General features: G+C 55.6%; 17 protein-coding genes. 5 read left to right on the top strand and 12 right to left on the bottom strand.

Translation table 11 applies throughout. The features are described from left to right. Nucleotides 1–94 precede the first annotated feature (94 nt). Nucleotides 95–994 carry a LysR family transcriptional regulator gene (locus tag ABJT94_RS00325; protein ID WP_348476788.1) on the top strand — a complete coding sequence of 300 codons (900 nt, stop codon included), beginning with the start codon at nucleotides 95–97 and terminating at the stop codon, nucleotides 992–994. Between the two features lie 205 nt (nucleotides 995–1,199). On the opposite strand, the gene ABJT94_RS00320 is transcribed toward ABJT94_RS00325, so the two are convergent. From ABJT94_RS00320 to grpE, 5 genes are all read right to left on the bottom strand, one after another. Beyond that, nucleotides 1,200–2,468 (bottom strand): hypothetical protein, encoded by a 1,269-nt coding sequence (locus tag ABJT94_RS00320; RefSeq protein WP_348476787.1) that lies wholly within the window; start codon nucleotides 2,466–2,468, stop codon nucleotides 1,200–1,202. A 1,107-nt stretch (nucleotides 2,469–3,575) separates the two neighbouring features. Next, nucleotides 3,576–4,376, bottom strand: coding sequence for a 4-hydroxy-tetrahydrodipicolinate reductase (gene dapB / locus ABJT94_RS00315; RefSeq protein ID WP_348476786.1), 801 nt, complete (start codon nucleotides 4,374–4,376; stop codon nucleotides 3,576–3,578). Between the two features lie 146 nt (nucleotides 4,377–4,522). Continuing rightward, nucleotides 4,523–5,647 carry a molecular chaperone DnaJ gene (gene dnaJ / locus ABJT94_RS00310; protein ID WP_348476785.1) on the bottom strand — a complete coding sequence of 375 codons (1,125 nt, stop codon included), beginning with the start codon at nucleotides 5,645–5,647 and terminating at the stop codon, nucleotides 4,523–4,525. 176 nt (nucleotides 5,648–5,823) lie between these two features. Next, nucleotides 5,824–7,740 carry a molecular chaperone DnaK gene (dnaK, locus tag ABJT94_RS00305; protein WP_348476784.1) on the bottom strand — a complete coding sequence of 639 codons (1,917 nt, stop codon included), beginning with the start codon at nucleotides 7,738–7,740 and terminating at the stop codon, nucleotides 5,824–5,826. A 179-nt stretch (nucleotides 7,741–7,919) separates the two neighbouring features. After that, complete coding sequence (gene grpE / locus ABJT94_RS00300; RefSeq protein WP_348476783.1) at nucleotides 7,920–8,531, bottom strand: nucleotide exchange factor GrpE; 612 nt, start codon at nucleotides 8,529–8,531, stop codon at nucleotides 7,920–7,922. Nucleotides 8,532–8,870: 339 nt separating this feature from the next. Between grpE and recN the strand changes: the two genes are divergently transcribed. Beyond that, nucleotides 8,871–10,547, top strand: a complete 1,677-nt coding sequence (gene recN, locus ABJT94_RS00295; RefSeq protein ID WP_348476782.1) for a DNA repair protein RecN — start codon at nucleotides 8,871–8,873, stop codon at nucleotides 10,545–10,547. 110 nt (nucleotides 10,548–10,657) lie between these two features. On the opposite strand, the gene ABJT94_RS00290 is transcribed toward recN, so the two are convergent. Further along, nucleotides 10,658–11,245 carry a TlpA disulfide reductase family protein gene (locus ABJT94_RS00290; protein WP_348476781.1) on the bottom strand — a complete coding sequence of 196 codons (588 nt, stop codon included), beginning with the start codon at nucleotides 11,243–11,245 and terminating at the stop codon, nucleotides 10,658–10,660. Nucleotides 11,246–11,368: 123 nt separating this feature from the next. Beyond that, the gene (fur, locus tag ABJT94_RS00285) at nucleotides 11,369–11,779 is read right to left on the bottom strand and encodes a ferric iron uptake transcriptional regulator (RefSeq protein WP_127556598.1); all 411 of its coding nucleotides are present in this window, start codon (nucleotides 11,777–11,779) and stop codon (nucleotides 11,369–11,371) included. A 48-nt stretch (nucleotides 11,780–11,827) separates the two neighbouring features. On the opposite strand from fur, the gene bamE reads away from it, so the two are divergent. Further along, nucleotides 11,828–12,244 carry an outer membrane protein assembly factor BamE gene (gene bamE, locus ABJT94_RS00280; protein ID WP_348476780.1) on the top strand — a complete coding sequence of 139 codons (417 nt, stop codon included), beginning with the start codon at nucleotides 11,828–11,830 and terminating at the stop codon, nucleotides 12,242–12,244. 20 nt (nucleotides 12,245–12,264) lie between these two features. Here bamE and ABJT94_RS00275 read toward each other — a convergent pair whose 3' ends face one another. From ABJT94_RS00275 to ABJT94_RS00265, 3 genes are all read right to left on the bottom strand, one after another. After that, a complete protein-coding gene (locus tag ABJT94_RS00275; RefSeq protein ID WP_348476779.1) occupies nucleotides 12,265–12,576 on the bottom strand; it encodes an RnfH family protein in 312 nt (103 codons plus the stop codon). Nucleotides 12,577–12,591: 15 nt separating this feature from the next. Beyond that, nucleotides 12,592–13,023, bottom strand: a complete 432-nt coding sequence (locus tag ABJT94_RS00270; protein WP_348476778.1) for a type II toxin-antitoxin system RatA family toxin — start codon at nucleotides 13,021–13,023, stop codon at nucleotides 12,592–12,594. Nucleotides 13,024–13,087: 64 nt separating this feature from the next. After that, nucleotides 13,088–14,461, bottom strand: coding sequence for a hypothetical protein (locus ABJT94_RS00265; protein ID WP_348476777.1), 1,374 nt, complete (start codon nucleotides 14,459–14,461; stop codon nucleotides 13,088–13,090). Between the two features lie 258 nt (nucleotides 14,462–14,719). On the opposite strand from ABJT94_RS00265, the gene ABJT94_RS00260 reads away from it, so the two are divergent. Continuing rightward, complete coding sequence (locus tag ABJT94_RS00260; protein ID WP_348476776.1) at nucleotides 14,720–15,880, top strand: PQQ-dependent sugar dehydrogenase; 1,161 nt, start codon at nucleotides 14,720–14,722, stop codon at nucleotides 15,878–15,880. A gap of 61 nt (nucleotides 15,881–15,941) precedes the next feature. Here the strand turns inward: ABJT94_RS00260 and ABJT94_RS00255 are convergent, their stop codons facing one another. Then, nucleotides 15,942–16,727 carry a transporter substrate-binding domain-containing protein gene (locus ABJT94_RS00255; RefSeq protein ID WP_348476775.1) on the bottom strand — a complete coding sequence of 262 codons (786 nt, stop codon included), beginning with the start codon at nucleotides 16,725–16,727 and terminating at the stop codon, nucleotides 15,942–15,944. A gap of 132 nt (nucleotides 16,728–16,859) precedes the next feature. Beyond that, on the bottom strand, nucleotides 16,860–17,717 hold the full coding sequence (locus ABJT94_RS00250; RefSeq protein WP_348476774.1) for an alpha/beta hydrolase: 858 nt from the start codon (nucleotides 17,715–17,717) through the stop codon (nucleotides 16,860–16,862). A gap of 578 nt (nucleotides 17,718–18,295) precedes the next feature. Here ABJT94_RS00250 and ABJT94_RS00245 point away from each other — a divergent pair. Then, nucleotides 18,296–20,572, top strand: coding sequence for a bifunctional salicylyl-CoA 5-hydroxylase/oxidoreductase (locus tag ABJT94_RS00245; RefSeq protein WP_348476773.1), 2,277 nt, complete (start codon nucleotides 18,296–18,298; stop codon nucleotides 20,570–20,572). Nucleotide 20,573: the final 1 nt, after the last annotated feature.

The raw sequence follows: 20,573 nt of genomic DNA, 5'->3' as shown, positions 1-20,573 counted from the left end.
TTGATCGATTTCTGGTACCGACCAGTCTAGGCAGTTGCAGGGTGGCCCGTAAGCGGAATATATTGCCTCTACATTTCAAAAAAACTGAACCTTTATGGCCCACAACCCCCTTTCACTGGACCTGCTGCGCGCATTGGATGCCATCGACCAGCGTGGCAGCTTTGCCGCCGCCGCCGAAGCCCTGCATAAAGTGCCTTCCGCGCTGACCTATACCGTGCAAAAGGTTGAACAGGACCTCGGCATAGACCTCTTCGATCGCAGTGGTCACCGTGCAAAAATGACACCCGCAGCCCGCCTGATCCTGGAAGAAGGCCGCAGTATCCTGCGCGATATCGACAATCTCGCCAGCTCGGCCAAAAAAATCGCCAGCGGTTGGGAACCCGAGCTGCGCATCGGTGTCGATACCGTCTTCGAGCCAGCGCGACTCTACCCACTGGTGCATGAATTCAACGAAGAACACCCATACATCAAGGTGCATCTGGTTCACGGATCACTCTCTGGCACCTGGGAAATGCTGATCAACGGCGACGCCGATCTGATACTGTCGACCGACTTGCTGGACCCCAAAATCGATGGCTACGAGACCAGCCGCTTTGGTGAAATGAGCATGGTGTTCGCCGTCGCGAAGAATCACCCCCTGGCCAGCAATGCCTGCGATTGGACTCATGAACAAATTGAAGCCTACCCAACCATCGTCGTACGGGACTCCAGTAAACTGATGGCCCCGCGCACCATCGGCTGGACGCGCCAGAACAAACTGATCACCGTTCCTACCATGCGCGATAAAATCGAAGCGCAACTGGCTGGCCTGGGTGTCGGCTATCTGCCCCGCCACCGCATTCAGTCAGAACTGGACAGTGGCGCCCTGGTGCAAGTGAAGCTGAGTGAGACGAACCCGCCGTCAGAGGCGGTAATTGCCTGGCGAACCGGAGTAACCGGGAAAGCATTGGGCTGGTTTCGGGAACGAATTGGCGCGGAGGTTTTGGGAGTTTAAAGCTGTGAGCTGTGAGCTGTGAGCTGTGAGCCAGTGTAGTGCTTTCTTATCACTTCACATCAATCGTCTTTTCCTGTTTTACGTCCTTTCCTGTACCACGTCTTTTAATGTCTTTCGTCCTTCCATGTTCAACGTCTTTTATTGGCTCCCAAAAAAAAAGCCACCCCGAAGGGTGGCTCTACTTCATCATTCAGAGGAATCTGAATTAGAACGCGTAAGCAGCGGTCAGACGGAAGCGGTTGATTTCCGCTTGGTTGATCGTTGCGTCTGTTTCTTCAGCGCGCAGATCGTAGTCAGCTGCATACTTAACACCGTTTTCCTGAGTGTAGGAAACGCCAGCTTCGATCAAAGGCGCATCGCCAGTCTCAGCATCGATGTTAGCCAGAGTTACAGAGCCGTAGGCACCGATCATGCCGCTTGCATAAGCAACTTCAGCGAAGATCTCATCGCCAACTTCTTCTGCATCGGTGAACAGGTACTCACCAGTGAAGGTCAGTGTGTCTACTGTGTAAGCAGCACCGGCCAACAGCTTCATGGCTTCTTCGGTGAACGTGTCGGCAGCGTCCAGATCCTGTCCTTTCAAGTAAACAGACAGTGCATCAATCGGAGTAGCGGTCAACTCAAAGCCATACTCGAGGATAGACTCGTCATGAGACTCAGCAACAGTGATATCAGAAGTCGCTGAATACTGGTTCAAGCCGAATTTGGCGGTAACGATATCCATGGTGTAAGTAGCACCCAAACCAAAATAGGTATATGGGGTATCGTCATCACCACCCAGGCTGGACGTGCGGAACTGAGCTTCAGCAACGTAGCTCAGCGCGTCGGCTTCGCCCATGTACTGAGCAGCAACACCGAAGTCAGAGCTCTGAGTATCCAGAGTTGAAGCATTGATACCAGTCACAACGCCATCACCAGAGGCATCTTTACGGTTAGAGCCTTCAACTTGAACTTTCAGGCCTTCCATGGTGTAACGCAGAGCTGCGCCTACGTCACGACCTTCAGAACGGACTGCAACGGTATCGCTGGAATCGTCCATGTCGTATGCGTATTCGTGAGTCTCGTCAACCAGGCTACCAGTTTGACCGAAAGAGATAGCACCGTCGGTTACAACCAAGTCGTCCAGTTCAACAGAAACGTCAGACTCGTCATCACCCGTCAGGATGAAACCACCGGAGAAAGGACCGTGAACAACAGACAGAGTCGTTTCCAGACCCCAAGCGTCGCCAGCGGCACCTTCATCGAAATCGTCTTCTTCGTCCAGTTCAACATCAATTACAGTGTCGGTAGCATCGCCGTCACGGTTAACTGCACCAGCAGCCATGTCGACAACGGTCAGAAACTCCATAGAGCCAGTGAAGCTCCATTCGGTTTCAGTAGCCATACCTTCGTGAGCAGCAGCGTTTGCCTGGGCAGAAATAGCCAGAGCCAGTGCGGATACCGCAACGCCAGAAGCAATTTTAATCGCTTTCATTCAAGATTCCCCTTTTTTTATTTCAACTGGTTTGGTGACCAGACTTCTCGATGAGCCATCGTTGTTTCAGTGTCGGTACGCTACCGATTGGGTAACCAATAACGAATCACAACACCTACGTCAATCGACAACCATTATTTTGTTATATCCTGCAGCATGTATATTACAACCACGTTGCAGAGTCAAAACGTTACTGAACAAAAGGTGACATGTATCAAAAGCGGTGTCCCTAATAACGGTCTCATAAATGACCTGTCTGGCCGATCCGACTGCTTGTGCGTTGTTACCGTGGTAAGTCAGCACACCTGACCGGGAGATTGTTATTGGTCGACTGCGTTTGTTACGCGAGCGTCTTTGCTCCCCTTGTCCAGGATTGATCGAGAATGCCTCAATCAACGTCCACGACCTATCAAACCAGAGGCACGATTATCGGTCAACCCATTTTTTTGCGTTTTTTTGACGCTTTGGTGATTCTTTGAACAACCGGCCGATGCCCGTGGTGAGCGGCTTGGCCGACTTTGCGAGATTTTTTTGACAGGGGTTGAAATCGATACCGGGCATGTACGCCCAGTCTTAAGACATTCAGTGATCGAAATACGACGGACCAGAGTACGCCATACCCAAGGGTAATGGGTAAAAAAAATCTTTAAATTCAAAGAGGTAGCGGGAAATATCAATAGGTTGGGTTTCGGTACAGCTTAGCCAGCATCACCCGCCCGCTGGCCGCGGCTAACCCCCGCAGCCGCAAACCATTGGCGTGGAAGCCTGGTGGTACATTGAGAATGCCCTCCTAGCCAGTATATGGAATACGACCAATGGAAGGTTATTTAGAAATTGATCTGTGAAAAAAAATTGCTGCCAAGCATGTAAATATCGGCACAATTTCTCCTCTAGCCAAACAGATACAAGGCTGAAAGTAATCTCCGAGCGGTGCCGGCCTACTAAACAAAAGCTTTTTTGGCACGTACCCAGTATTCGCAATAGGCCCCCGGAAGGCCCATATCCCACAGAAAAGTATCATTGAATCACTACCCGGCCACTTTCCCCCGAATTGTGAACTCAATAGCCTGACCCCGCAGGCCTATGCGAATGGCCAACAGGCCTCAATTACAGCCCGAGCACAGCTTCCATGTCATACAAGCCAGTAGGCTGGGTTTTTAACCAGTGTGCAGCGCGCACGGCGCCCCGGGCAAAGGTCTGGCGGCTGCTGGCTTTGTGGGTGATCTCCAGGCGTTCGCCCTCACTGGCGAACAGCACAGTATGCTCCCCGACAATGTCCCCGGCCCTTACCGTGGCAAAGCCTATGGTCTCGTCTGCCCGGGGCCCTTCCTGGCCTTCGCGGCCGTACACGGCGCATTTGGAGAGATCACGTCCCAGCGTATCTGCCACCGCTTCGCCCATGCGCAGAGCTGTGCCGCTTGGGGCGTCAACCTTGTGGCGATGGTGCGCCTCGATAATCTCAATATCGCTCGATTCACCCATCACCCGCGCAGCCAGCCGGAGCAGCTGCAACGACAGGGTCACCCCAACGCTGTAATTCGCCGCGAAGACGACGGGTATGGTTTCAGACGCCTGTTTTAACTGGCTGAGTTGAGACTCTGAAAAACCAGTGGTTCCTATGACGATGCGCTTGTCGGTACCCCTGATTTGACCGAGATGCGCAAGCGTTGCCTCTGGCGTTGTGAAGTCAATGACAACTTCTGCGTCCTCAAAGGCTGTTTGGGCATCATCGGTTAACACAACACCCAACTTGCCCAAACCAGCAAGCTCGCCAGCATCTGCACCAATCAGGCTTGATCCCGGTGCGACCGAGGCACCTGTGAGCGTCATCCCTTCGGTTAAGTGAACCGTTTGAAGCAGGGCCCGCCCCATTCGACCGGATGCGCCGGTTATTGCGATGTTTAACATACAGAGGCCTCATGGTTGGCATTATCCCGCCATCTCCCCCCTTTGGAGGGGAGAATCATAGAGAGAGGGCGGTGTAGCCTTTGCTGTTGACACCCTCTCTCCAACCCTCTCCTGTAAGCGGGAGAGGGCGCAGATTGGGAGGTAACTTAAAGCTCTTCAAAGAACTTTTTCACGCCGTCGAACCAGCCGTTGGAACGGGGGGAGTGCTTGTTGCTGCCCATGCCGTCCTGCAGCTCACGAAGCAGCTCTTTTTGCTTGCTGGTCAGGTTTACCGGGGTTTCCACCACCACGCGACACAGCAGGTCACCGATGCCTCCGCCCCGAACCGGGGTAACACCCTTTCCACGCAGGCGGAACAAACGGCCAGTCTGGGTTTCGGCGGGAATCTTGAGTTTTACCCGGCCTTCAAGAGTTGGTACTTCCAGCTCGCCCCCCAAGGCTGCCTCGGCGAAGCTGATCGGCACTTCGCAGTGCAAATTAGCCCCATCGCGTTCGAATATGGCGTGTTTCTTAACATGAACTTCAACGTAGAGGTCGCCCGCCGGGCCACCGTTGCGACCCGCCTCACCCTTGCCAGACAGGCGAATTCGGTCACCGGTATCCACACCCGCTGGAATTTTCACATTGAGTGTTTTGGTTTCTTCCTTCACACCCCGGCCATAGCAGCTGTTGCAGGGGTCTGTAATCATATGACCGGTGCCGGAGCAGGTCGGACAGGTTTGCTGTACCGCAAAGAAGCCCTGCTGCATCCGCACCTGGCCAATACCGCCACAGGTGCTACAGGTGGTCGGCTTGGTGCCCTTCTTGGCGCCGCTGCCGTCACAGATTTCACAGGCGACCAGGGTGGGCACCTTGATGGTCTTTTCGGTTCCGCGAACCGCGTCTTCCAGCGACATTTCCAGGTTGTATTTCAGGTCTGAACCGCGTTGCACGCTGGACCGGCCACGGCCACCGCCGCCCCCGAAAATATCGCCGAACACATCGCCAAAGATGTCACTGAAGCTGCCGTGGCCGCCGCCCTGGCCGCCGCCAAAGCCGCTCTGGCCATCAACACCGGCATGACCAAACTGATCGTATGCCGCTCGCTTCTGCGAATCGGCCAGCACTTCATAGGCCTCGGACAATTCCTTGAACTTGGTTTCAGCGTCTTTGTCATCCGGATTACGGTCCGGATGATACTTCATGGCCATGCGGCGATACGCTTTCTTGATGTCTTTTTCGTCCGCACCGCGTTCTACACCGAGTACGTCGTAATAGTCTCGTTTGGACATGGGAGTACAGTTAACCTTTTATAATGGGCGGTTGGGCTGATGATTTTTAGCTGTTGGTTTTGATACGCGCCCGGTGGTGGCTGCCACATGGCTCACCCAAAAATCCAATAGCTAAAAACCAGACAAGGCAACACCCCTTACGGGGTGTCACCTTTCGATTTACTCAAGCAATGTACTTACTTGTTGTCTTTTACTTCTTCGAACTCGGCATCGACGGCATCGTCAGCAGTGCTGTCGGCTGTACCTTCAGCTTGCTCGGCACCGGCTTCAGCGCTCTGATCGGCGTAGATTTTCTGAGCCAATGCAGAAGACGCCTGAGTCAACGCTTCGACCTTGGCGTTAATCGCTTCAACGTCGTCAGTCTTCAGGGCTTCTTCAACGTCCTGAATGGCCGTCTCAATGGCCTGTTTCTCTTCGTCGGTTGCCTTGTCGCCATGTTCTTTCAGTGTCTTCTGAGTCGAGTGCACCAGGGCGTCGGCCGTGTTGCGAACCTGAGCCAGTTCTTCGAACTTGCGGTCCTCATCGGCGTGAGCTTCGGCATCTTTGACCATCTTGTCGATTTCATCATCGCTCAGGCCAGAGTTGGCCTTGATGACGATCGACTGTTCTTTGCCAGTGCCCTTGTCTTTGGCAGACACGTTCAGAATACCGTTCGCGTCGAGGTCAAAACTGACTTCAATTTGAGGCATACCGCGCGGTGCTGGCGGAATGTCGGCCAGGTCGAACCGACCCAGCGACTTGTTTTGCGCCGCTACTTTACGCTCACCCTGTACCACATGAATGGTCACGGCAGCCTGGTTGTCGTCGGCCGTAGAGAACACCTGGCTCTTCTTGGTCGGAATCGTGGTGTTCTTCTCGATCAGTGGCGTCATCACGCCACCCATAGTTTCGATACCCAGCGTCAGCGGGGTTACGTCGAGCAGCAGCACGTCTTTCACGTCACCAGACAGTACCGCGCCCTGAATCGCAGCACCGATGGCCACGGCTTCATCCGGGTTAACGTCTTTGCGTGGCTCTTTACCGAAGAAGTCAGCAACTTTTTTCTGAACCAGAGGCATACGGGTCTGACCACCGACCAGAATGATGTCGTCGATGTCGCCAATTTCATGGTCAGCATCTTTCAGCGCCATACGAACCGGGTCCAGTGAACGCTCAACCAGCTCTTCCACCAGCGATTCCAGCTTGGCCCGGGTCACCTTGACGTTCAGGTGCTTGGGACCAGACGCATCGGCCGTGATGTAAGGCAGGTTCACGTCGGTCTGCTGGCTGGAAGACAGCTCAATCTTCGCTTTCTCGGCCGCTTCTTTCAGACGCTGCATCGCCAGGGCGTCGCCCTTCAGATCGATACCGGAATCTTTTTTGAACGAATCCGCCAGGTAGTTGATCAGTTTCAGGTCAAAGTCTTCACCACCGAGGAAGGTGTCACCGTTAGTGGCCAGCACTTCAAACTGGTGCTCGCCATCGACTTCGGCAATTTCGATGATGGAAATATCGAAGGTACCACCACCTAGGTCATAGACGGCAACCACGCTGTCGCCGCGCTTCTTGTCCATGCCATAGGCAAGGGCTGCAGCCGTCGGCTCGTTGATGATGCGCTTGACTTCCAGACCGGCAATACGGCCTGCATCCTTAGTGGCCTGACGCTGGGAATCATTGAAGTAGGCCGGCACAGTGATGACCGCTTCGGTGACTTTTTCGCCCAGGTATTCTTCAGCGGTTTTCTTCATTTTCTTCAGCACTTCGGCTGAAATTTGTGGCGGCGCTTTCTTGTCGCCCTTTACTTCAACCCAGGCGTCGCCGTTGTCGGCCTTCACGATCTTGTACGGCACCATGCCGATGTCTTTCTGCACGACGTCGTCTTCGAAGCGACGGCCGATCAGGCGCTTCACCGCATAGAGGGTGTTGCTCGGGTTAGTAACAGCCTGGCGTTTTGCCGGTTGGCCAACCAGTGTTTCATCGTCGTCGGTGAAGGCAACGATAGACGGCGTTGTACGATCGCCCTCTGCGTTTTCGATAACCTTGGGTTTGTCACCTTCCAAAATCGCTACACACGAGTTGGTTGTGCCCAGGTCGATGCCAATGATTTTACCCATGATACTGACACTCCATAATTTGCTGAACGGTTCTGATAACGGTTCGGTTAACGTCTTGTCTGGCTATATGAGAGCCGCTTTGCTGAATTCAAGACCCCACACTATGCGGGGGTATTTTTATCCGCTTTTTTAAACCAAAAAGGCTGTTTCAGCCCTAAATAAGGTGTCGAACGAGATAATCAAGCGGTCTCGTCAATGCTGTTTTTGGACGGACCACCCTTGCTGACCATCACCATGGCCGGACGCACCAGGCGCCCGTGCAAGGCGTAGCCTTTTTGCATAACCGCCATTACGGTATTGGGCTCCATGTCCGGGTTTTCCACCATGCTCATCGCCTGGTGCACCTGCGGATCAAAGGGCTCGCCTTCGGGGTTGATGACCGTGATGCTGAACTTTTCAAAGCTGTCGAGCAGGCTCTTCAGCGTCATCTCCACGCCTTCTTTCAGCGGCTTGACTTCGGCTGTCTCGGTCTCAATCGCCGCCAGCGTGCGCTCAAGGTTGTCGGCTACGTCCAGAATTTCCCGTACCAGTTTTTCCTGGCCATACTTGTGGGCATTCTCGACGTCTTTTTCAACACGCCGGCGCACGTTCACCATTTCTGCTTCAGCACGCAGGTAGCGATCTTTATTGAGCTGAGCCTCTTCACGGGCTGCCTCAAGCTCCGCCACCAGGTCCTGTTCTGTCGCTGCCCCTGCGGCCTCTTCGGGCGCTGCCTGGGTGTCTTCGACCAGCGTCTCATCCTGGGGGGCGTCGGTTTCCTGTGCTTCTACGGGTTTCTCTTCGTGTGCCATTTACTGATCCAACTCTCTATTCCAAAAAACGACCGTGTTCAAAGTGAGGCTCTTCCGGCACCCGGAGCGGATAACTGGAAGAAACTAGCTGGCGCACTTTAATTGGGCCGTGAGTGGGCATTTCAAGGCTGTTACACCTCTTTAACGCGACAAAACGACGCCTTTCGGCCAAAAAAACCGACAATCCGGCTTATTTAGGGAAAAAGCAGAATAAACAAGGTCAGCTGATCTCCTGTTTGTTTCCAGGAACAAGCGCTCAGCCCCTGTAAATTCTGCTTGAGCTTGCCCAGCTTTTACTGTACAAAAACACAGTACTCAGGCAACCCAGGTCGCTTACCCATGCTGCACACACTGCTGATTCGCAACATCGCCATCGCCGACAACATTGAGGTGGAATGGAAACAGGGCATGACAGCCATTTCCGGTGAAACCGGGGCGGGCAAGTCCATTTTGCTTAATGGACTGTCGCTGGCACTGGGCGAACGGGCTGACAGCAGCGTCGTACGGCACGGTGAAAAACGGGCCGAGGTCACTGCCACCTTCCAGGTTGGGCGCATCGTATCAGCACTGGAATGGCTAGCCGAACGGGATCTCGACCAGGGCGAGGAATGCATACTGCGCCGTACCGTCTCGGCCGAAGGGCGCTCGCGAGCCTACATTAACGGGCAACCGGTACCGCTGACGGAGCTGAAAGCCCTGGGCGAAATGCTGATCGACATTCACAGCCAGCATGCCCATCAGTCCTTGCTGCGTATAGACACCCACCGGACCCTGCTGGACGACTATGCCGGCCTGGCAGAGCAGGCCCAGGCTGTGCGTCATGCCTGGATTCGCTGGCAAGGCAAGGCTCGCCATTACAACCAGCTAAAAGCCCAGGCCGACGACAACAGCGCCCGTCAGCAATTACTGAACTATCAGTTTGAGGAGCTCAGCGCCCTGGCACTGGAAGCCGGTGAAGTGGAAGCCCTGGAGGTGGAGTTTCGCCGCTACGGACAAACCGAAACGCTGGTCAGCGGTGCTTACGCCGCGCGTCAGTCTCTGGAACCGGAAACCGACGGACCCGGCGCACTCGATGGCCTGAAACAGGCCCTGCACCAGTTACGCAACCTGAATGACACCAATCCCTCGTTGAGTAATGCAATGGAGCTGCTCGACAGCGCACTGATTCAAAGCCAGGAAGCCGTTAACGATCTGGACCACTATCTGGCCAGCTTCGAGGTTGATGAAAGCCGGGTGCAGCATGTAGAAGAGCGGCTCGACCGCATTCATACCCTGGCGCGCAAGCACCAGGTACGCTCCGAGGCCCTGCCTGGCCTGATTGAAGAGCTGGAAAGCGAACTGACTAACCTTGCCGAAGCCGTTGACGGGCTCGATGATCTGGCCGATGAAGTCAATTCATTGGCCGAAACCTATCAACAACAAGCCCGGGAACTCTCCCTGCAACGCCAGGCTGCCGCGACACGCATGGCCGACGATGTGATGGAAAAACTGCACCAGCTCGCCATGCCCGGCGCCCGCTTTGAGGTAGCCTTTACCGAACTCGATAAAGCCACGCCCGATGGCCTGGATCAGATCGAATTCCTGGTCAGCATGAACCCGGGGCAACCCGTACGTCCGCTGGGCAAAGTTGCCTCTGGTGGTGAGCTATCGCGAATTTCATTGGCGATTCAGGTGATTTGCGCCGAGCACAGCACCATTCCCACCCTGGTGTTCGACGAAGTCGATGTGGGCATCAGCGGCGCAACGGCCGAAATAGTTGGGTTGATGCTGCGCAGTGTTGGTGAACGCGGCCAGGTGATTTGCGTAACCCACCTGCCACAGGTCGCAGCCCAGGGGCACAACCACTGCGTGGTTAGCAAGGAACAGCAAGGCCAGATTACCCGTACCCGAATTTTGCCGATCCAGCAGGAAAGCCGGATTGACGAAATTGCCCGTATGCTGGGGGGTATCGACATAACGGCCCAGACAAGGGCCCATGCGGAAGAAATGCTGATGCGCCAGCAGCGCCAGCACTGAGCCTTAAAAGTAATAAGAGAGAATTGACCGGAACAGGCTATGAAACCAGCGGTGGGTGCCGGCGGCATCTGCCGGGGGTCATACCTTCCCAGCAGACCCCGGAAGTTGGCTTATAATAGGCTCTGCAGAAACGCCAGGGTTTCTTCCTTGCCCGCAAACCCGGCTTCCACCTTCTGGACGGTCCCGGATTTATCGATCACGTAGGCCGTCGGGTAGCCCTGGGGGCGAAATTCACTGACTACTTGTTGGTCCTGATCCGACAGGATCAGGAAGTCGACAGGGGTACCCTGCAGGAAGCGTTCTGCCAGCGCTACGTCTTCGTCGGTGTTAATACCAATAAAGACGACGCCCTGACTACGCAACTCCTGATGCAATTCATTAATTTCCGGAAAGGATTTACGGCAAGTGGTGCACCAGCTCGCCCAGAAATCGATATAAACGACACGCCCCTGCAACGCAGTGCTGTCGAGCATCCGACCATCGAGAGTGGGCAGCCGAAATGCTGGCATGCTGTCACCTTCACTGACTTCCGCCAAGGCGGCCGGGGCGACGCTGAACAGGGCACACAGAGTAACCAGCCCGGACATCAGCGATAATCTGATGGAACGCTTTTTGACACCTGCTGCCCGCTCAGCCAGGGCGTGGCCGGTAGCCATGCGCTTTCCAAACCGGTAAACACTACTTCGAACTGCCAACATACTACCCACTCCATTTTGGATCGATCGAGCCAGCAGTATACGTCAGCACCGGGTACAGGAACGGGAACGGGTTCACGCCCCGGGCAGGTTCCAGGCTTTTATACCCGGACTAAAACGGGCGTGTCAGGCCTTTTTGGCACGCACGTAAAGAATGAGACTGTGGTCAACCAGCTCCAGACCATGCTCTTTCGCAATCTCGTGCTGGCGGCGCTCAATAATGTCGTCGACGAATTCAATCACCTCGCCATTATCGACGTTGACCATATGGTCGTGGTGTTCCGGGCTTGCCAGCTCATAAACCGAGTGGGTACCGTCGAAATTGTGTTTGGCCACCAGCCCGGCCGACTCAAACTGCGTCAGCACCCGGTATACGGTTGCCAGCCCGACATCTTCGCCGCTGTCCTGAAGCGCTTTGTACACCTCTTCGGCACTCATGTGTCCGTCGGGGTTACCTTCAAACATTTGCAGGATTTTGAGCCTCGGCAAAGTGACTTTGAGGCCAACTTTTTTCAGTTCCTGGTTTTGAGTTGTCACTGTGTCGTCTCCTGTAATCTTGCGTGATACACTGCCGGGCGCTGCCGCATGCGCAACATTCAACAGCTGGCACCCATGCCGCTGACCGTCTTTTTGTACTGTTATTTGTACTGTGTCTTAACTATTGAATGGGATGATAACGATTTGAACCTGAAAAGAACAAAGGTAATTGCCCGCGCCCTGATCAGCAGCGCACTGGTGAGCCTTACCCTGAGCGCTTGCACCCTGCTAACGCCATACCAGCCAGAGCTCAAACAAGGGAATTTTGTTAAAGAAGAGCAGCTTCAGCAACTGACACCAGGCATGTCGACCGAGCAGGTACAGTTTCTGCTGGGCACACCCATGCTGACGGGCGAAAAACCCCAGAACCGCTGGGTGTACCCCATTCTGGACGAAGAAGGCGAATACCGCACGGTAACCGTGGAATTCGAAGGCAGCAGCGTGGCACGCATCAGCCGCAGCTGACGCTAGTGCACGGTCACAGACTAGAGGTTCTCGCCAGCGGCATCCTGTTTGGCTTTGGCGGCCCGGTTCAAGCGGGCCTGCTTGGGGTCGATCAGCAACGGACGATACAGCTCTACCCTGTCTCCTGCATACAGCTCTTCGCTATCTGGCTTGGGTACCTTTCGACCAAACACCCCCATTGGCATGCCTTCCAGCGATAGCTCCGGAAACTCCCGCTCCATCCCACTCTGACGAACGGCTTCGGCTACCGTGGTGCCCACCGGAACCTCCACCTCGATGATGCGTTGTTTTTCCGGCGTAGCGTAGGCCACTTCTACTTTGATCATGTCCATACAGAAAACTTGCCTTTACCCGTAGAGTTGCTGTGCCCGGCGCACGAAGGCGTCCACCATGCGGTCTGCGACTTGCCTGAAGATTTGCCCAAAGGCAAAGGCCGCCAGCCGGCCATCGGTCTCAAAGTTCAAATCCAGCGTTACCCGGCACCCATCATCGCCCAGAGGCTTAATGGTCCAGACACCGTGCAGAGACTTCAACGGCCCTTTTTCCAGATTCAATTCAATGCGATGTGGCCGCTCCAACCGGTTCCGGGTGATGAGCGTCCGCTCGATGCCTGCCTTGCGCACCACCATTCGCCCGACCATATGATGCTCTGAAGCCTCTACGACATCGGCAGCAACCACCCCGTCGAGAAACGCCGGATAGGAAGCGACATCGTTAATCAGGTCATAGAGGGTTTCCGCTGAATGCGGCAACAGGGCAGAACGGTGAATGTCGGTCATGAAAACCTGCAAGTGAATGTGTGTAAGGCGGCATCAACCCAGATTATTGGCCCACCTGAGCCGATCAATCCAGCGGGTAAATAGCCTGGCGGCGGATCCAGCGGGCCAGCTGCAGCAGTACCGCCAGCAGTGCGATAACACTGAGAATCTCGGACAGGCCGGCACCACTCAAGCCCAGCGAATCGCGGGTAAATGTTAACGCAAGCGCCGCCGGGATCACAAATTTGAGTGAGGCACGCCACGCCAGGTAGCGCCCGCCAACCCGGGGATTAACTTGTTTCAACACCTGGTTGGGCGGTAAATGCCAGCCTACCCCCCAGGAAATCATCAGCGCCACCAATGGTACCACCAGTGAATAACTGAAGCCGCTGAGCAGTTCAGAGAACGGCTGGCCACGCCAGGTCAGCGCTGATTCGACTTGCACCGACACCATCAGCACCAGTGCCAGCAGGGCCGCCGCTAGCAAAGCCAGCAGCAGGCCACCTCGCCGGGTTTGACCACTGCCACTCAGGCTGATCAGCAGCAACAGCGGTACGCTGCTCAGCATGCCAATCACGGCGGCCACCAGCATGAACAGCCGTAACTGGGTGACCCCGTCACCCCCTCTGGCGATTTGTTCAACCAACCCCTGCAGCACTAGGCCAGCATCGCCACTGGAAGCGGGAATAATGGTAAGGCCCGGAAAAACAGCCGAGACAATCGATAAACCGAGCCACAAATCAAATAATTGCACCGAAAGCACCCAGTACCCGGTGGGCAGGCTTTGTGGCAGCCGGGTACCGACCAGATACCACACCAGAAAACCGGCAACCGATGACAACAGGGCGTATTTCAGTGCCTGCTGCACGCCTTCGGCGGTCACTTCTCCCCAGCTCCAGGCATCGAGCAGGGCGCCGGATTGGGGAATTTGCAAAATGATGAACAACAGACACAGCGGTAACGCGACGGCGTATGCGAAGGCCATTCCATACCAGGCAAACCAGGCCAGCACGGCGAGAATACCCACTTGCAGCACGATCCAGCGCGACAGGTGCACCTGGTCGGCCCCCAGTTCATACCAGTACAGTATGCGGTCGAGCCCGTCGAAGTCGGTCAAGCCACCGCGCAGGGCGTCGCTGGTGATGGCGAGTGTCCAGCTGGCGTTGTGCAATGTCAGCGCTACGACGCAGATAACGGCCAGCACCAGCGCACTCAACACCACCGGTGCCAGCGGGCCCAGCCGACCCGTTTGCACCCACTCAAAGGGCGTAATACGGTAATGACGCCCGGCCACGAGCTCTGCATGAAGCAGCGGCAGTACGATCACCAGTTTAAAGATGGCGTAAAGCGCCAGAAAGGTCAGTTCCCCATACCGTGCCGCATACACAGGCAATAACAGGAAATCCGAAAGGCCAATCTGGCTGCCAAAAAGGATCAACAGGATCAATAATCGATTCATCCGCGCAGTATACCCTGAAACCGCCTACAGTCAGATTGCGTAGAATTTAGTGGCCGAGTCTAATTGGGTGCAGTAATCCGTGCCATCTGCCGGGCAGGCATCTCCGGGGTCGGCGTAAACCCGTCCTTGGGGCCTAGACTTCGGCATCCATGCCTCGGACTTCCCCGGAGATGCCTGCCCGGCAGACGTCACTCGGTGCTTAGCTAACAGCCACATCCCAAATTCAGAAAAATTGGAAATACCATCAGGAGTCTAACGATGAACAGAGCGAGCCGACCCAGCACAACGACTCTATCAGCGATGCTTTTGCTATCGGGTCTACTCTTACTGCCCTCCTCCATTCTGGCCGAACCGTTGTCTGAGGGCTCCAGCCTGGGCCACGAGTACCAGGTTGAAGCAGTCGCCAGTGGCTTCGGCACGCCCTGGGGTATGGCGTTTATTTCCGATACTGAAATGGTCATTACCGGCCGCGCAGGGCAGCTCTGGCTGCTGAATACTGAATCCGGCGAAAGCTCAGAACTCAGCGGTCTGCCCGGCGATATCGCCACCCGCGGCCAGGGTGGTCTGCTCGACGTGCAAACCAGCCCCTCATTCGGGTCAGACCGGACGCTGTACTTTACCTACAGCAAGGCAGTCGACGGCGGTGCAGCCACGACGCTGGCTCGGGCTGTATTATCAGAAAACAGTGACCAGCTAACGGGCTGGGAAGACCTGCTGGTAACCGATTCTGCTTCAAACGCCGGCCAGCATTTCGGCAGCCGGGTCACCTTTGACGACGAGGGCTACGTCTACTTTGGTGTGGGAGACCGGGGTGACCGGGATAATGGGCAGGATTTCAGCAACCATGCCTCATCCATCATGCGACTGCATCTGGATGGCCGGGTGCCGGATGACAATCCCTTTGTTGACGACGCCAATATTCCCGATGAAATCTGGAGTCTGGGCCATCGGAACCCTCAGGGTCTGGCCTATGATCTCGAGCGAAATCGGCTCTGGGAGATTGAGCATGGTCCGCGCGGGGGTGATGAAATCAACGTGATTGAGGCAGGCAAGAACTATGGCTGGCCTGTGGTTTCTCATGGCAGGGAGTACTGGGGCCCGGTCGATGTGGGCGAAGCAGAGTCGCTGCCCGGCTATGTCGACCCGGTAAAAGTCTATGTGCCGTCCATCGCACCCGGTAGCCTTCTGGTGTATCGGGGCGACGCCTTTCCTGACTGGCAAGGCCACTTATTTGCTGGTGCACTGGTGCTAACGCACTTGAATCATATCGAAGTGACTGATCAGGGTGAAATGGGTGAGGAAGACCGGTTGCTTGAGGACCTGGGCGAACGCATACGGGCGATTGCCGAAGACGACCATGGCCATTTGTTTTTATCGACCGACAGTGGTCGCATTTTGCGCGTCTCGCCTCCAGCCTGAGGGAGCCTGAGCGCCCGGCCTCTGGCTCTATTGGCAGCCAGAGACCGGGCAAACGTTTACGTCAGTCGACCATCACGTCGAAGAAAAGGTAATCTTTACGGATGCGGTTATAAGTCCCATCACTTTTTACCGAGTTCATCCCCTGGTTGAACAGACGTCTGAGGTTATCGTCTTCGGGCCGGAACGCCATGCCAACACCTTCACCCAACTGGCGTGCCTTACCCAGAATCGGGAAGTTGCCGCCAATCATGAACTCGCTTTCCCAGTGGGGGTAGTCGTGAAACACCGCATCCACTTCCTGACTGCGCAAGGCCGTATTGACCTCTTCGTTGGTCTCGTAGGTACGAATTGAGGCTACATCGCCGTACGTTTCCATCAGATATTCGTGCTGAATGGTGTTTGCAATGACGCCAATCCGGCGCTCTTGCAGTGCGTTCTTGCTGTCGGAGCTGATGCCGCTAGCGCTGTGTGTAAACAAAACCGACGGGGTCGAGTAGTACGGGTCGGAAAAATCGACTCGCGTTTTACGTTCGCTGTTAATCGACATCGACGACATAATGGTGTCGTAGTTGCCAGCCAGCAAGCCATCGATAATGCCATCCCAAGGGGTGACGACCCATTCGCATTGAATGTTCAACCGGCGACAGGTGGCATTGCCCAAGTCAATCTCAAACCCGGTGAGTTCGCCGTTATCATCACGGAACTCGTAGGGCGGGTATGGCACATCAACGCCAATACGCACAACATCGAGATCTATTTCCGTTGACCCCTGGAATTGCATATAGCCGTAACCGGCACCGACAGCAACCACGACAATCAGTAACGGCAGAATAATCTTCAGATTCATATAACGCATTCACTCTCTAGGGATTCACCGAACAGATACCGTACCGTAATTTCAACCCCCACACCCGGCCTGAGGTCGTATTTATGCAGATTATGTACTCATGGCTGAAAAAAACGGCGGCCTAACCCGTAATCATGCTATGTGGCGCATAATGGCGTCAAATACCTGGCCTGATCCGTCATTCAATCCGTCAATAACGGTGAAGTGATCACAGCCGGGAACAGACTCCACGGTAACGCCTTGCTGCGCGTCCGCCGCCAAAAGATGAGCCTGATACGCCGTCGACTGACGGTGAAACTCATCCGACTCCAGGGCTCCCACCACCAGATTCACCGGACAAGCTACCCTTGACTCAATGCGAACCGGGCTCAGCGTCATCACATCCCTCCCCGTCAGTTGCAGCTTGGGCTGCAGCCAGGAATAGGGGAAAGGCGCAAGATCGAATAACCCACTAATAGCCGTAGCGCCTTTAATCAAGTCAGGCGAGCGGCCGTAAAGCCCCTGCCAGTCGGTCGACAGCAACATACCGACAATATGCCCGCCTGCCGAATGACCGGACACGGTAATGCGTTCCGGGTCATAGCCATAGTCTGCCGCCTGATCGGCCAACCAAAGCAGGGAAACCTGACACTGGCGCACCAGCTCGCCCAGGGTCACCGAGGGGCACAGGGCGTAGTTGACCACCGCCACGCTGACGTCCGCTTCAACCAGCCCGCGCGCGGCAAAAGCGAACTCCTTGTTGCTCAAAGAACGCCAGTAGCCCCCATGAAAAAACACATGCAACGGAGCGCCCGGCGTTTTGGCAGGGAACAGATCCAGTGTTTCCGGCAGGCTCTGGCCAAAGCGCAAGTTGGCAAGCACCGCCAAATCAGCCATCGCTTTCGCGCTCATGGCCTTGTAGTGCGCCATGGCAGCGGCGCCATCGGCCGTTTTCGAGGGGTCATAGGCCAGATCAATGGCCTCCTGTGTTTTAAATTGACGGTACAGCATGATGTCTCCGGCTTTAAATTAAGTAGGTGGTTAACAATATGGCCCCAGAGCTCAGGTCAATCCACTGGCAATGGTACGCATCGGCTACCGGGTGAACTCCTGTGGGGTCGGCGTGAACCCCTCCCATGGGGCCTAGACCACAGCATCCATGCTGTGGACTTCCCCACAGGAGTTCACCCGGCACCCGCTGCTAGCCGCTCAGCGAAGTCCGAAACTTGAGTGAACAGAACCCAGAATAACCCTGAACCTCTTTCAGTCGCCATTAAACAGAGCTTATGATAAATCATTCAAGCCTAAATGTTTAAGCTTGAAATATATTTCCCGCGGGGCTACATTGAACGAAAGATACACAACAAGAAAAGAAGTTGGGCATTAAGGACGCAAAACAAAGACAGACGCCCAAGACTGAATCACGTATTGAAGTTGGCAACAAATCGAGTGCCCGGCACTGGGTATGCCTATCCGGGGTAGTCCGCAACAAGGATGTTGCGGCCTAGGCCCCATGGACGGGTTCACGCCGACCCCGGATAGGCGTACCCGGTGTCGGGCACGGGCTTAGCCACTAAAGGTCAATAAGAATGAAAATAGCTTGCCTCGGCGGTGGACCTGCGGGTCTGTATTTTGCCATCAGCGCCAAGTTGCGTAACCCGGACCACGACATCCAGGTGTTTGAGCGCAACAAGGCCGACGACACCTTTGGCTGGGGTGTCGTACTGTCAGACGAAACCCTCGACAACCTGGCGCAGAACGACCCGGTTAGTGCCGAACGCATTCGCGAGCACTTCGCCTACTGGGATGACATTGCCGTGGTTCACAACGGCGTGCGCACCACCTCGACCGGCCATGGTTTTTGCGGCATCGGCCGCATGCAATTACTCATTTTGCTGCAGGAACGCGCCCGGGAACTCGGAATCACCCTGCACTTCGAAACGCCTTTTGAAGACATCGACGCCTTTGTGAGTGGCTTCGACCTCGTGGTCGCGGCCGATGGCATCAACTCCAAGATACGCCAGCACTTCGAGCACATTTTCAAACCCGATATCGACGTTCGTGCCTGCAAGTTTGTCTGGCTCGGCACCCATCAGAAATTCAACGATGCCTTTACCTTCATCTTCGAGAAAACCGAGCACGGCTGGGTCTGGGCGCACGCCTATCAATTCGATAACGACACCGCGACCTTCATCGTTGAATGCTCAGAAGCAACCTGGAACGCCTTCGGCTTCGGGTCAATGAACCAGGACGAATCAATCGCCGTCTGCGAACGTATCTTCGCAGATCATCTCGACGGCCATGCACTGATGACCAACGCCCGCCACATTCGCGGCTCAGCCTGGATCAATTTCCCGCGGGTATTGTGCGAACGCTGGAGCCACAAGAACGTGGTACTGATGGGCGACGCCTCGGCCACCGCGCATTTTTCCATCGGTTCCGGAACCAAGCTAGCGCTGGAATCCGCCATTGCCCTGGCCGAGTATGTTGAATCCGAACCAACGCTCAGTGCCGCCTTCGAACGCTACGAAGCCGAGCGACGACTGCAGGTGTTACGCCTGCAATCAGCAGCACGTAATTCCACCGAATGGTTTGAGCAGGTAGAACGCTACCTGGATCTGGATCCGGTCCAATTCAACTACGCCCTGCTGACTCGTTCACAACGCATCAGCCACGAAAATCTGCGCCTGCGCGACCCCGCCTGGCTGCAGTCAGCCGAGCGCTGGTTCCAGCAACAGGCCGGCGCCGAAACCGATCAGGCACCTATGTTTGCGCCCTACAAAGTACGCGGCATGACGTTGAAAAACCGAGTGGTAGTGTCACCGATGGCGCAATACAAAGCCGTCGACGGCTGCCCGACCGACTGGCACTTCGTGCATTACGCCGAGCGCGCCAAAGGTGGGGCTGGCCTGGTGTACACCGAAATGACCTGCGTCACCCCCGAAGGCCGAATCACACCCGGATGCCCCGGCCTGTATAACGCCGAACAGGTTGCGGCCTGGAAACGCCTGGCCGATTTTGTACACACTGAAACCGACGCCAAACTCTGCATGCAACTGGGTCATTCCGGCGCCAAGGGCTCAACCCAGCTCGGCTGGGAAACCATGGATGCGCCGCTTAAAGAAGGCAACTGGCCCATCATGGCGGCCACGGCCCAGCCCTGGTCACCGGACAACGCGTTGCCCAAAGCCATGGACCGCGCCGATATGGATACCGTTCGGGACGCCTTTGTGAAAGCTGCCCACTTGGCTGAAGAAGCTGGCTTCGACATGCTCGAAGTGCACGCCGCACACGGCTATTTACTCTCGGGCTTTATTACCCCACTGACCAATCACCGCACCGACGAATACGGCGGCAGCCTGAGCAACCGAATGCGCTATCCGCTCGAAGTGGTAAAGGCGGTGCGCGAAGCCTGGCCTGAAGACAAACCGCTGTCCGTGCGAATTTCAGCCCACGACTGGGTCGGCGATGAGGGCATTACACCCGATGAAGCCGTCGAAATCGCAGCACGATTCAAGGCCGTCGGTGTTGACCTGATCGATGTATCTGCGGGTCAGACCTCGGTGCACGCGCAGCCCATTTACGGCCGCATGTTCCAGACCCCGTTTGCCGATCGCATTCGCAACGATCTGAAAATACCCACCATGGCCGTCGGCAACATTTACGACCCGGACCATGTGAATTCCATTCTAATGGCTGGACGCGCCGATCTGGTTTGCCTGGCACGGCCGCACCTGGCCGACCCCTACTGGACCCTGCACGCCGCCGCCAAAATCGGCAACGACCACCAGAACTGGCCCAAACCATACTATGCGGGGCGCGATCAACTGCTGCGCCTGGCTGAACGCGATGAAGGACTGATTTAAC

It is taken from the genome of Saccharospirillum sp. (assembly GCF_039982735.1).
Lineage (GTDB): Bacteria > Pseudomonadota > Gammaproteobacteria > Pseudomonadales > Natronospirillaceae > Saccharospirillum.
This window is presented reverse-complemented; position numbering and strand designations above follow the sequence as displayed.

Excerpts from the sequence above, each read along its gene's own strand:
- dapB (WP_348476786.1), bottom strand. The coding sequence starts at position 4,376 with ATGTTAAACATCGCAATAACCGGCGCATCCGGTCGAATGGGGCGGGCC.
- ABJT94_RS00325 (WP_348476788.1), top strand. The coding sequence starts at position 95 with ATGGCCCACAACCCCCTTTCACTGGACCTGCTGCGCGCATTGGATGCC.
- ABJT94_RS00255 (WP_348476775.1), bottom strand. The coding sequence starts at position 16,727 with ATGAATCTGAAGATTATTCTGCCGTTACTGATTGTCGTGGTTGCTGTC.
- ABJT94_RS00270 (WP_348476778.1), bottom strand. The coding sequence starts at position 13,023 with ATGACCGACATTCACCGTTCTGCCCTGTTGCCGCATTCAGCGGAAACC.
- ABJT94_RS00265 (WP_348476777.1), bottom strand. The coding sequence starts at position 14,461 with ATGAATCGATTATTGATCCTGTTGATCCTTTTTGGCAGCCAGATTGGC.
- dnaJ (WP_348476785.1), bottom strand. The coding sequence starts at position 5,647 with ATGTCCAAACGAGACTATTACGACGTACTCGGTGTAGAACGCGGTGCG.
- ABJT94_RS00290 (WP_348476781.1), bottom strand. The coding sequence starts at position 11,245 with ATGTTGGCAGTTCGAAGTAGTGTTTACCGGTTTGGAAAGCGCATGGCT.
- ABJT94_RS00245 (WP_348476773.1), top strand. The coding sequence starts at position 18,296 with ATGAAAATAGCTTGCCTCGGCGGTGGACCTGCGGGTCTGTATTTTGCC.
- ABJT94_RS00250 (WP_348476774.1), bottom strand. The coding sequence starts at position 17,717 with ATGCTGTACCGTCAATTTAAAACACAGGAGGCCATTGATCTGGCCTAT.
- bamE (WP_348476780.1), top strand. The coding sequence starts at position 11,828 with ATGCGCAACATTCAACAGCTGGCACCCATGCCGCTGACCGTCTTTTTG.
- ABJT94_RS00320 (WP_348476787.1), bottom strand. The coding sequence starts at position 2,468 with ATGAAAGCGATTAAAATTGCTTCTGGCGTTGCGGTATCCGCACTGGCT.
- ABJT94_RS00260 (WP_348476776.1), top strand. The coding sequence starts at position 14,720 with ATGAACAGAGCGAGCCGACCCAGCACAACGACTCTATCAGCGATGCTT.
- grpE (WP_348476783.1), bottom strand. The coding sequence starts at position 8,531 with ATGGCACACGAAGAGAAACCCGTAGAAGCACAGGAAACCGACGCCCCC.
- ABJT94_RS00275 (WP_348476779.1), bottom strand. The coding sequence starts at position 12,576 with ATGGACATGATCAAAGTAGAAGTGGCCTACGCTACGCCGGAAAAACAA.
- recN (WP_348476782.1), top strand. The coding sequence starts at position 8,871 with ATGCTGCACACACTGCTGATTCGCAACATCGCCATCGCCGACAACATT.
- dnaK (WP_348476784.1), bottom strand. The coding sequence starts at position 7,740 with ATGGGTAAAATCATTGGCATCGACCTGGGCACAACCAACTCGTGTGTA.